9 protein-coding genes and 1 rRNA gene are annotated in these 12413 nt (G+C 46.1%); 3 read left to right on the top strand and 7 right to left on the bottom strand.

Annotation, left to right across the window (positions count from 1 at the left end):
* Positions 1-209: ribosomal RNA gene (locus RCO25_RS28745) — 16S ribosomal RNA — on the bottom strand; the annotation flags it as partial.
* Between the two features lie 419 nt (positions 210-628).
* Here RCO25_RS28745 and glsA point away from each other — a divergent pair.
* Positions 629-1570, top strand: a complete 942-nt coding sequence (gene glsA / locus RCO25_RS28740) for a glutaminase A (protein WP_308999512.1) — start codon at positions 629-631, stop codon at positions 1568-1570.
* 81 nt (positions 1571-1651) lie between these two features.
* Here the strand turns inward: glsA and RCO25_RS28735 are convergent, their stop codons facing one another.
* From RCO25_RS28735 to arfA, 5 genes are all read right to left on the bottom strand, one after another.
* A complete protein-coding gene (locus RCO25_RS28735; protein WP_308999511.1) occupies positions 1652-2215 on the bottom strand; it encodes a DUF1232 domain-containing protein in 564 nt (187 codons plus the stop codon).
* 97 nt (positions 2216-2312) lie between these two features.
* Positions 2313-4172 (bottom strand): ABC transporter ATP-binding protein, encoded by a 1860-nt coding sequence (locus RCO25_RS28730; RefSeq protein ID WP_308999510.1) that lies wholly within the window; start codon positions 4170-4172, stop codon positions 2313-2315.
* Positions 4165-5895 (bottom strand): ABC transporter ATP-binding protein, encoded by a 1731-nt coding sequence (locus RCO25_RS28725; RefSeq protein WP_308999509.1) that lies wholly within the window; start codon positions 5893-5895, stop codon positions 4165-4167. Before RCO25_RS28725 ends, RCO25_RS28730 begins: the two co-directional genes overlap by 8 nt.
* Positions 5896-6071: 176 nt before the next feature.
* Positions 6072-6992: an ArsR/SmtB family transcription factor gene (locus RCO25_RS28720; protein WP_308999508.1), complete on the bottom strand. Its 921-nt coding sequence runs from the start codon at positions 6990-6992 to the stop codon at positions 6072-6074.
* Positions 6993-7078: 86 nt separating this feature from the next.
* The gene (gene arfA / locus RCO25_RS28715; protein ID WP_308999507.1) at positions 7079-8590 is read right to left on the bottom strand and encodes an arabinosylfuranosidase ArfA; all 1512 of its coding nucleotides are present in this window, start codon (positions 8588-8590) and stop codon (positions 7079-7081) included.
* Positions 8591-8910: 320 nt separating this feature from the next.
* Between arfA and RCO25_RS28710 the strand changes: the two genes are divergently transcribed.
* A complete protein-coding gene (locus RCO25_RS28710; RefSeq protein ID WP_308999506.1) occupies positions 8911-9819 on the top strand; it encodes a sensor domain-containing diguanylate cyclase in 909 nt (302 codons plus the stop codon).
* Positions 9820-9936: 117 nt separating this feature from the next.
* Here the strand turns inward: RCO25_RS28710 and RCO25_RS28705 are convergent, their stop codons facing one another.
* Entirely contained in the window at positions 9937-10680 is a 744-nt protein-coding gene (locus RCO25_RS28705; protein ID WP_308999505.1) for a YceI family protein, read from the bottom strand.
* Positions 10681-10905: 225 nt separating this feature from the next.
* On the opposite strand from RCO25_RS28705, the gene RCO25_RS28700 reads away from it, so the two are divergent.
* Positions 10906-12357 (top strand): SpoVR family protein, encoded by a 1452-nt coding sequence (locus RCO25_RS28700; protein WP_308999504.1) that lies wholly within the window; start codon positions 10906-10908, stop codon positions 12355-12357.
* The last annotated feature ends 56 nt before the right edge of the window (positions 12358-12413 follow it).

Below are 12413 nucleotides of genomic sequence, written 5' to 3'. Positions count from 1 at the left end.
CATCTTTCCCAGCCCGGTCATGCGACCAAGCTGCGTATCCGGTATTAGCATTCGTTTCCGAATGTTATCCCAGTCTTACAGGCAGGTTACCCACGTGTTACTCACCCGTCCGCCGCTAATCTTGTCCCGAAGGACAAGATCCGCTCGACTTGCATGTATTAGGCACGCCGCCAGCGTTCGTCCTGAGCCAGGATCAAACTCTCCAAATGGAAGTTTTCGCATCGACGCGATGTCGATGAGAAAAGCTTCATGTGTTTGAAATGCTCATTACTTTTTATCGCTTTTTCGCTTATCCCGAAGGATTTGCGAGGCAGTTATTACTCGTTGTTCAGTTTTCAAAGAGCAATCTTTTCTTTCGTTTGTGACGCTTGTTTTGCTTGTCGTCCGCATGTTTCTCTCGGCCGGAATTAGAATATATCATGCTGCCGCCCAATTGGTCAAGCGTTTATTCAAAAAAACTTTTTAAATCATGTTTTTTGTGATTTTGGGCTTCAAAATACACACTTATTCATCTGCTCTACCTAGCAGTAAAACGACTTTATATTAGCTTGGCTGTTGTTATAAAATTATAAGTAATATAACAAATCATTCGATCCATTCTAAAAGCTTATACGGGAGGGGTAACAAAATGTCATTATCTGAAATCGCACGTATCGAGGCCCTTCTGCCGCAATGGGTGGAATCAAGCAGGCAACAATGCAGCTATGGCAAGGTAGCCTCATATATTCCTGAGTTGTCCAAATCGCCAATATGCGCATTGGGAATACACTTGATTAATTCAAAAGGATACTCCATTTCCGCTGGCGATACAGAACTATCTTTTACCATGCAAAGTATTTCTAAAGTCTTCACACTCATTCTTGCGCTCATGGATAACGGAGAAGAAGCTGTTTTTGACAAAGTCGGTATGGAGCCTACCGGCGACAATTTTAATTCCATGCTCAAGCTTGAGCTTGTACAGCCGGGCATCCCATTTAATCCCCTTATCAATGCCGGTGCGATTGCAATCTCTTCCTTAATTGCAGGTAAGGATCCCGCAGAAAAATCCGATCGCGTGCTTGATTTCATACGGCTTCTTTCTAATAATCAATCTATTAACTACGATCTGGATGTTTACCGTTCCGAATCCGCTACCGCTAATTTAAATCGTTCGATGGCTTATTTTCTAAAAGACAACGGCGTGCTGCAAGGTGCGGTCGAGGATGTTCTCGACGTTTATTTCCGGCATTGCTCCATTAGCGTTACCTGCACGGATTTAGCTCAAATGGCTTTGGTGCTTGCCCATAATGGCAAAAACCCGCTTACAGGAGAAGAACTTATCCCCCGTCGTTACGTCCAAATCGCCAAAACGTTCATGATCACTTGCGGAATGTACAATGCGTCTGGCGAGTTTGCTATCCAAGTCGGTTTGCCTGCAAAAAGCGGCGTATCCGGCGGTATCTTAACGCTGGTGCCTGGGAGATACGGTATTGGATTGATAGGCCCTTCACTGAATCGGAAAGGAAACAGCATTGCCGGTGTCGCGCTTCTGGAATCTTTATCGCGTGAGTTCGATTGGAGTTTATTCTAATTGCATACTCCCCCGCACATGAAAAAGGATGACTCCAAGGCGAATAAGTTCGCAGGGTCATCCTTCTTGCTTGCGTCTATTTTATTGCTGATGGTTAATCAGCTTCACACCTTTATTTAATACAAAAAACTGCTCCGCCTTTTCACGATGGTCATCCGTAATTTGACCGCTGATCGCTTTGTAAGCAATAAACACGGCCGTTGCATCGTCAACAAAGCCGGCTACCGGCAGAAAGTCAGGAATAAGGTCCAAAGGCAAGATCCAGTAAGCTAAGGCGCCAATTGCCGTCGCCTTGGCTGAAAACGGCGTTTTGGGATCAGCCGAGCAATAATAAAGCGTCACAACCTCCTTAGCAAACGGCACTTTAGCTGCATGGCGCTTCACCTTTGCCCAAAACCCTTCTTCTACGTACTTCGTTTGTTTCTCGTGGTCCCCAATTTTGCCGATCCATTTATTTATGTCGACTTCCTCTAACGGTTTTTCTTTACTCAAGTCCAAGGATGTCTTAAGCTCCTCCTCCGCAATCTCAAACGGAACGGACTCTTCGATGAGCTTCGAGCCACATGCGGAGCATTCTATAACCATTAACCTGTTCGGATCGACATCGTTGTCCTTTCCACAGTTGGCGCACTGGGCAATAGTCATACATCCCACCTCCATGTTATACCTACTTATACTTTCAATCCCTAAAAATAGTTGCAATTTCCGTTCCTGTTTAACTAAAATGATGGCTGCAATACGATTAGCTCGTTTCGTTCAACATGCCATTCCTAAGCTGTCCGTTAACCAAGGAACTATAGAAGCCTTGATGTGCCAAAAGCTGTGAATGGGATCCTTTTTCAATAATGGCACCATCCTGAAGGACCACAATTTGATCAGCCTGCTGGATGGTGTTCAGTCGATGGGCGATAACAAAGCTTGTCCGGCCTTGCATGAGACGCTGCAGTGCCTCTTGGATTTTGATTTCCGTAACGGTATCGATACTGCTTGTCGCTTCATCAAGTACTAGTATGGAAGGATTGGCAAGTATGGCTCTAGCAATCGCAAGCAACTGCTTCTGTCCTTGGCTGATCCCGCTGCCATCCGGCTTAAGCACGGTATTATAGCTGGATTTCAAACGCGTGATAAACGAATGCGCATTAGCAAGCTTCGCAGCCTCTTCTACCTCCGCATCCGTTGCATCGAGCTTGCCGTAACGAATGTTCTCATTTATCGTGCCTTCGAACAAAAAAGGATCCTGCAGCACAAATGCCATATGCGAGCGCAGATTTTCGCGTTTGATCATGCGGGAATCGTGTCCATCGATCAGGATGCTGCCAGAGCTTGGATCATAAAAGCGGCATAACAGCTGGATCAACGTTGTTTTCCCCGCTCCGGTAGGTCCTACTAGCGCGACGGTCTCTCCCGGGGTTAATTCGAAACTTACATCGTTAATCGTAGATGCCCGTCCTTCGTAAGCGAACGTTACTTGATCAAATATAACGCTCCCCTTTACCTCTCCAAGCTCTATTGCAGATCCCTCGTCTGACCGTTCCTCGTCCTCTCCTAACACATCAAACACACGCTCTGCGCCGGCAACCGCGGATAGCAGCGTATTCCACTGATTGGCGAGATCATTAAGCGGCCTAGTAAACTGTCTCGAATACTCCGCGAATATGATAATCGTACCTACCGTAATTTGATCATTCAGCACAAAAATAGCGCCGATCCCGGCTATAATGGCAAAGCTCAAATTGTTGAGCGCATTCATCAGCTTGGGAATGAAGCCGGAAATCGTCTGCGCCCAAAAGCCAGAAACGCGTATTCTTTCGTTACGCTCCTTGAAAGCAGCAATGACCGTCTGCTCCTGGGAAAAGGCCTTCACGATGCGCTGTCCAGACAGCGTCTCTTCAATATAGCCGTTCAAATCGCCAAGATTGCGCTGCTGCGCTTTGAACAATCGTCCCGTTTGCTTCGTTATCCATTTCATTCCCAGCACCATAATCGGCACAACAAGAAATGTCAGCAAAGTCAACAACGGGCTAAGCGACAGCATGACGCTCACCGTTCCAACTAGCAGAAGCATGCTTGAAAACACTTGAATAACGGAGCTGTTTAAAGATGCGCTGACATTTTCAATATCATTCGTCACGCGGCTCATAAGCTCCCCATGCTGGCGTTTGCTGAAATAAGGTATCGGAAGTCTGTGCAAATGCTCAAACAATTGAACGCGCATACGGTATACGGTTTTCTGTGATATCGTTATCATCCATATGCTTTGTAACCACATCGTGACAGAATGAAACACATAAACGATCGCCATTCCAATAAGAAATACGATAAAACCGCTGTCACGGTTGATCAAAAAATGATCGATTGCCGTGCCTGCCAAATAAGGACCGAGCAAGGAAAAAGCGGAACTTAACAACACCATGATGATGACTGCGGCTAATTTTCCTTTATATTCAATGAGATAATTCCACATTTGCTTTAGCGTTCCGGACATATTCTTCGCCCGCGGCTTGCTTCTGGCAGGGCCTCCGGCCATCTGATCTTTAGCTTTTGCCTCTTTTCCATCAAGCGGCTTCGCATATTGAAAAGGCTCTTTTAAATGTTTAAGCACGGGATACACCTTCCTTCCCGAACTGTGATTCATAAATTTTTTGATATAAGGCTGACTGCCTTATGAGCTGCTCATGCTTACCTTGTGCCAGCAGCTGCCCTTCATCTAAAAGCAGAATGGAGTCGGCTGACACCGTGGAGCTTATTTTTTGCGTAATGAGAAACGTTGTGCATTTGATTTGCTTAAGCGCTTGCAGAAGCGCCGATTCGGTCTTAACATCCAATGCACTCGTACTATCGTCCAGCAGCAAAATAACCGGCTTCCGCACCAATGCTCTCGCAATCGTAAGACGCTGCTTCTGTCCGCCTGATAAGTTGACGCCTTTTTGACCAACAATCGTATCGTATTGCTCCGGCAGCTTCATTATCGTGTCATGTATCTGAGCAAGTTTCGCTGCTTCCATAATTTCTTCAAGGGTAGCGTTCTCTTTACCCCAGCGGATGTTCTCCTCCACCGTTCCCGTGAACAGCATGATCTCCTGCGGCACATATCCAATCTGCTTGCGGAGCTGCTCCAGCTTCATTAAACGATTATCTTTGCCATCCACGCCTATTTCTCCAGACTGCACGTCGTACAAACGCGGAATAAGCTGGATGAGAGAGGTTTTCCCTGAACCGGTCGCTCCCATTATCGCAATCGTCTCGCCAGGCTTTGCCGAGAAGGAAATATGCTGCAGCACATGCTGGTCCGAATCCGGATATTGGAACGATACGTTCTTAAATGAAACATATCCTTCTCGCAGCTTTACGCCTTCGTCACTTTCCAACGTATCGGTCAAGTCGATAGCTGTTAACACAACCTCTTCAATCCGTTGAGCCGATGCGCGAGCTCTTGAGAAGTTGACCACGATCATTGACATAATGGATAACGCAGCAGTCGTTCTTGTCGCATAATTGACGATAGCGATAACTTCACCAACCGTTGCGCCGTTTGTATCAAGCTCAATTCTGCCAAACCAGAGCACAGCCATGACGCTCGCGTTCATAAAAAGAAGAACGATAGGCATCGTAACCTCCGTTAGGCGAAGCGCTGCAACGGTCCGGTCCATCAACTGCTCGCTTGAACGAGCAAACCTTGAAGCTTCATGCCTCATGCGTACGAATACGCGGACAATTCTCATTCCGATCAAATTTTGCTGCATTACGCTGTTCACTTGATCGAGCTGCTGCTGTACGGAGCGAAATAATTTTTCGCCGTTCTTAAGTACCCAAAGCAGAAAAACACCAAGGAACGGAATAACAGCGACAAGCCAAATTGCCAGCTTAGGCTGGACGACAAAGGCCATTACGATGCTTCCGATGACGAGCAGCGGGGCACGAAGCATGATACGCAAGCCCATAAAGACCGTATTTTGCAGCTGCGATACATCATTTGTAAGTCTGGTAATTAGCGATGATTCCGGAAAACGGTTAAAATTCGCGAACGAGAACGATTGCACCTTTTCGTATAAACGTTCCCTTAAATCAAAACCAAAGCTTTGACTGACATGTGAGGCGTAGAAGGAGCTGAGAATCCCTACTACAAATGCAATAATAGAGCAGCCAATCAAGAAAGCACCCCACTGAAGTACAACCGTTAAATTATCCTTGCCAATGCCGTCATCAATGATTTTGGAAATAATAAAAGGCTGAAGCAGCTCCACCATGAGCTCTACCAGCATCAGCAGCAGCGCTACACAAGCAGCCAAACGGTACTTTTTGAGAAAAGTGAACATCGTCAGCATCTTGGATCCTCCGAGTAATAATGGCTTATACTAGCTATTACTCTCATTATATCTTCTAGAATTTAGAAATGGCATAGCGGAATATAAAAATAAACGGAGATGACTGGACATTGGATAACGGGGAGGTTAATGAGGCGATCCCGGGTAAGGCACGGGTCCAAAGCAGCTAAACTGCTTTAAACGCCGCGCACATCCTCGTAAAAGACTCGAAACATAATGTCATGATTATAATTACCGAAGCCTTTTCCGTACAAGGTTAAGCCGCCAACATGCAGGGCATCCTCTTTCACTCCTATTCGGAATGTCCAAAAATTGCGCTCCAGCCCAATTTCTCCGATACTAATGGACGACATATGCTGTCCGTCGATTAGGGTACCGTCCTCTTGTATGCGTATCACCTTGAGCAATCCGTATTGATTGACGCGTTCGCCCCACCAAGCAGGTGAGAACCGTCCTCTAACCTCGCCATAATCGCCAGGGCTCGTCCACATGCCAATGTCCTTGCCATTAAGAGAGAAATTAATGTCCGACGGCCAGTTCTCGTTCACGCCCGGCGCCTCAGAGCCTAGCTCCAATGTGATTTCCAGCGCAATAGGACGCTGTCCTGCAAGCAAGTAATTCGGTACCTTGTATTCCACGTAGCCTTTGCCGAACCACAAAATGCCGGCATTCATCCGTTCCGGCTCCAAAAAGAAGCGCGGGTCATCAAATTGCCCGATCAGCTTGTCCACCGTAGCAATGCCGCAGGTCGGAAACACCTCGAATTCTGTAAAATGTCCAACAGGCACGCTTACATCATGCACCTTCTTCACATCCAGCGTAGGATGCGGTAGTTCAATAGCGATGGAACGTTCCGCCAGGGTACATATTTTGTGAGTGCCTCCCTGCTTTCGAACCATCTTGGTTTGAACGATTCCCGCCTTCTCCAGCTTCCGGATATGCATAGTTACAATCGCGCTGCTTAAGCCAATCGCCTCGGCAAGCTCCTTGACATTCATCATATCCGTAGCAAGCAGATTTATGATGGAAAGCCTGACCGGGCTCGCTAAAGCTTCATATAAAGGCAGCCATTCTTCGTTTGTATTTGCATGTATCATCGTTGACCCCTCCTCTCTCTATTCTATAACAAGAGAAGGGCATCCCAAAAGCCGCAATCTTGGCTTCCGGATACCCCGTTCTGTTTTTATGAAAGTTTAATACGGATAACGTTCCATGATGCTTTGCTGAGCGTCGCTTGAATATTTCCGCCGTCTGCAAGAGAAGCGTTACCTGCCGTATGCGGCGTTACGCGGTTAGGCGCATCTGCTGTGTTTGTCATTTTCAGATCCTCATGCTCAAGCACAATGTGCTCGATAACCCGGAAAGCACCGAAGCTGCGAAGATCGATTTCAAAAGGCAGTGCTTCGTCGATATTGCGGTTAACCGCAAAAATCGTCACTTCCTCTTTTTCTTCATTATGAACAGCTACCGTCTCCAGGTAAGGAACATCAGTAAAATCCTTCGTATCATGTTTCGGCGATTTCACAAGCGGTACCAGAACCGTTCCGCGGCCGAAAATGCTAGCGTGCATGTACGGATAATAAATCGTTTGCTTCCAAGCAGGACCGCCGTTTTGCGTCATGATTGGAGCGATAACATTAACCAGCTGCGCGATACAAGCCATTTTCACGCGGTCAGCACGCTTCAGCATACTGATCAGCATACAGCCAACCACAAGTGCATCCTCATGATTATACACATCTTCAAGCTGTGGTGGAGCAATTTGCCAAGGATCAAGCTTTTTATCCTGCGAATGGGAGTGGAACCATACATTCCATTCATCGAAGGAGAGATTGATTTTTTTCTTGCCGCGTTTCTTCGCTTGCACAAAATCACAGGTCGAGATAACCGTATTGATGTAAGAATCCATGCTCATGGATTGCGCTAAGAAGTTTTGCGTATCGTTATGCGGGTTTCCGTAATATTGATGAATAGAAACATAATCTACTGTATCATAAGCCAGATCGAGCACCGTGGATTCCCATTCCGGGAATGTCGGCATACCGATATGCGAGCTTCCGCATGCGACTAGCTCGATCGTTGGATCGACCCAACGCATTGCTTTTCCTGTTTCGTTAGCAAGGCGGCCATATTCTACTGACGTTTTATGGCCAATTTGCCATGGCCCGTCCATTTCATTACCCAGGCACCAGGTTTTTACATAATGCGGATCCTTGTAACCGTGCTGAATACGCAGATCGCTCCAATACGAGCCTGACTTATGATTGGAGTACTCAATCAAGTTACGTGCATCATCAATGCCGCGAGTACCTAGATTAACCGCCATCATTGCCTCTGTATTCGCCTTTTTGCACCAGTCCATAAACTCATTGAATCCGATCCAGTTTGGCTCGACCGTCCTCCAAGCAAGCTCAAGTCTTTTCGGGCGTTGGTCTACCGGGCCGACGCCATCTTCCCAGTTGTAACCGGATACAAAATTACCTCCTGGATAACGGACGATCGGAACATCAAGTCCCTTTACAAGCTCGAGTACATCGGAACGAAAACCTTGCTCGTCTGCTTGCGGGTGGTCAGCCTCGTAAATGCCTCCATAAACGGCACGCCCAAGATGCTCTATGAATGAACCGTAAATACGTTTATCTACTTCTCCAACTTGAAAATCCTTATCCACGATCATTGTTGCTTTGTCTGCCATGATCATCCACCTCACATCAATTAATAGTTTCATTAATTAGTTAGTTGAGCATTAATACAATCTTCTATTATTATTTAACTACAGGTTCGTAATTAATTCAAGTATTAATTTTAGTATATATGAAATAATATATATATTAATTCAATAGATTTTCATAGGTCATTCTCCCCCTAATATGCGTCTAAAGTTTTACGCGTGTAAAAAAGTAGTTCAATTTTCCTAATATTTATCATTAGTTTCTTGAGTTAGTCCTCATTTTAGACTACTATGGAACTATAAGGTAAATCCTTTGTTTCAACACTACGGCAGGAGTTGAGAACATGAGCAGACCCACACGCTCACTAGAAGATGCAGCCGACCACATCATTGACACCTTGAAGCACTTTCTACAAGTAGACACACTATTCATCTCAGCAAACGATGGTCATGGAAGCAGAATCATCCGGGCATTAAACCATCATGAGATTTTAGCGCAAAGCAGCCCACAACTCCCATTGTTACAAAGCTACAGCAGCCTCATTGTGAAGCAATCCGCGCCCCTACTAGTCATAACAAACACACTTGATGATCAGCGTACTGCCTCATTACCGATCACTCAGCAGCTTGGAGCATGTTCGCTAATCGGAATTCCTATAAAAACAAATGATGGTCAACCTATCGGAACCATATGCGCATTAAGCAGCGAGCCTATTCAATTAGATGAGAGGCAGCTTGGTTTCCTCGAATCAATGGCCGCTTTTTTCGCTTATATTCTAGAGCTGGAAAACGCAAGCGTCACAGATAGTTTAACCGGCTTATACAACCGGCGGTATTTGTCTCATCTGTACTATAATGGCTCGGACAAGCAGTTTAGCGTGATGTTTATCGATATCGACGACTTTAAAGAGGTCAATGATTCATTCGGCCATGATATCGGCGATTTGCTGCTGCTTCAAATTTCTGCAAGACTTAAACAGAGTGTCCGCAAAACTGACATACTCGTTAGATATGGCGGAGATGAATTCGTAATTTGCTTTCAGCATTTGGTTGATAATCAGGATATCGAATTTGTAGCCGGTAAAATAAAGGATTCGATTAAAGAGCCTTTCACGATTGACGGACATAGCATTCGTATTTCCGCAAGCATTGGCATAAGCTCCATGCAGGGTACAAGCAACAGCTTAAAAGACCTGATCAGCGACGCCGACCAGGCCATGTACGGCATAAAACAAAATGAAAAAAACCTTTGAAAAACCTGGCTTCGCTCGGAGATAAAACTCCGGCAAGCGGTTCTGCAAAGGTTTTTTATTATATCGCTTCGTGTTTAGTCTTCCTAGGAAAGCGTCTCCGCTTTACAGTCAGCTGCTTTATTTGCTTAGTAGAAGCCTCAGCTCGACGGTAAGATTATTTTCCGTATCCATAACGACTGTATGCGGATTTTTCATGCCAAAGTCACCAAAGGTGACGACCGTGCTTGCTTCAAGCTTTAACGCCTCTTGATCGTATGAGGTTTGTCCCGTAAAAACAACTTCCTTTGTTATTCCCTTAACCGTTAGCTCACCTGTAATACTTACATCGTGTACCTCGCCTGATTTCCATGCTGTCGGAAGTCCGTCAAAAGAAGTTGCCTTAAATGATGCATTCGGAAACTGTGCCGTATCTAAATATTCCGCCTCTGAAATATGCTTGTCCCGCTGCGAATTTCCAGAGTCCATGCTCGTCACATCAACGGTACCTTCTGCCTTCGTCTGAGCAGGATCAGCCGCATTCAGCTCCCATGAGCCTGTTACTTTATCAATTTCATAGTTGACCGTATCCCTAGAGGTTGTCACCGAAAAATACACCTTTGAATCGGTACCGATCGTCCACGTCCCATCTACGTCGACTGCATCGCCGGAGGTTTCTGCGGCATTATCTTCCGATTGCTCAGTATTGGCTGTATCCCCTGTATTTCCCGAAACAACACCGCTGTTGTCTACTGCTGGTGCTTCCGCTATGATACTTTCAATTTCTACATGATTACCGGTCAAACGATCATAAGCATAATAAAGGGTACCGCCAATCACGATAACAATTACTGCTGCCAGTATGGCTATCTTTTTGTTTTTCATCTCTTTCCCTCCTAGATTTTTTCGCGGACGGCATCTGTTCTGATTCTCATCCATTAATCCACACTACGCATTGTAATGTAACAATCTGAGAACAATCTGAAACGAAGCTTAAATGAAACTGAAATCTTTTTCCGCCATGCGGATAAAGCTGACTATCGTCATAACCTTGGCCATTTATTCATAAACATGGTATGAATCGTATTTTCGAATGCGGAGGGATGACGGATGAAACAGGATGAGATTCGCGCGCTGGAGCGATCCATCGATGAAATAACTGAAATTGCACAGGGCTTTGGACTCGACTTTTACCAGATGCGCTACGAGATTTGCCCTGCGGATATCATTTATACGTTTGGCGCTTATGGCATGCCGACCCGCTTCAGCCATTGGAGCTTCGGCAAAACCTTCAACAAAATGAAGATGCAATACGATTTTGGCCTAAGCAAAATCTATGAGCTCGTCATTAACTCCAACCCCTGCTACGCCTTCCTGCTTGAAGGCAATTCCTTAATTCAAAATAAACTCATCGTCGCACACGTGCTCGCTCACTGCGATTTTTTCAAAAACAATGCCCGTTTCGGCGTGACCAACCGCAATATGGTCGAGAGTATGTCCGCTACGGCTGACAGGATTCATCAATATGAAATGGATCACGGCACGGAAGCCGTTGAGAAATTTATCGATGCGATCCTTGCGATTCAGGAGCATGTCGATCCCACCCTAATTAAGCCTTACCAGCTTGATAAGAAGCGCTACATTGAGATGGTTCAGAAGGACAGCGAGCGCTCCGAGTGGAACATTCCCGCTTCCCAGTATGACGACCTATGGAATCTCGATCCCGATCGGACTGCTGCCGCCGCTTCTGCCGCTCAATCCCAGGCCGCGGATGCCAAGCGTTTCCCTCCGCGTCCCGAGAAGGATGTCGTATGGTTTATTGAAGAATATTCGCCTACCCTTCAAGATTGGCAGCGTGATATTTTGTCGATGCTCCGCGATGAGATGCTCTACTTCTGGCCGCAAATCGAGACCAAAATCATGAACGAAGGCTGGGCTTCGTACTGGCATCAACGCATCATCCGCGAGCTGGATCTGACGAGCGATGAGACGATCGAGTTTGCCAAGCTGAACTCCTCCGTCGTCCAGCCATCCCGGCACAGCCTGAATCCCTACTATTTAGGGCTCAAAATATTTGAGGATATTGAGCGACGCTTCGATAACCCGACCAAGGAAGAACAAAGGCGTTTTGGCCGCGTTCCCGGGAAAGGCAGGGAGAAAATGTTCGAGGTGCGCGAGCTGGATTCCGACATCTCCTTCCTCCGCAATTATTTGACGAAGGATTTAGTGAACGACCTCGATCTCTATATTTTCGAGAAAAAGGGGCCGGAATGGAAGATTACCGATAAGTCTTGGGAGAACATTCGCGATCAGCTCGTCTATTCCAAAGTAAACGGCGGTTTTCCGAGCTTAATGGTTAAGGATGGGGACTTCAACCGTGTTGGCGAGCTTTACCTGATTCATGAATACGAGGGTATGGAGCTTGATCTCAAATATGTGGAGCGTACGCTGCCGCATGTCGTTCAGCTTTGGGGGAAAAACGTGCATCTCGAGACATTCGTTGAGGATAAAAAGATCGTGTTTAGCTGTGATGGGAAGAAGACGAGCCGGAAGTTTGTTTAACTGATTTCCAAACATGAACAGGGTGCCCCTAAGGGCACCCTGTTCTATTTCGACTG

The organism is Paenibacillus sp. LHD-38, assembly GCF_031157315.1.
Lineage (GTDB): Bacteria > Bacillota > Bacilli > Paenibacillales > Paenibacillaceae > Pristimantibacillus.
Note: the sequence above shows the minus strand (reverse complement) of the source record. Positions and strands in the feature narration are given on the sequence as shown.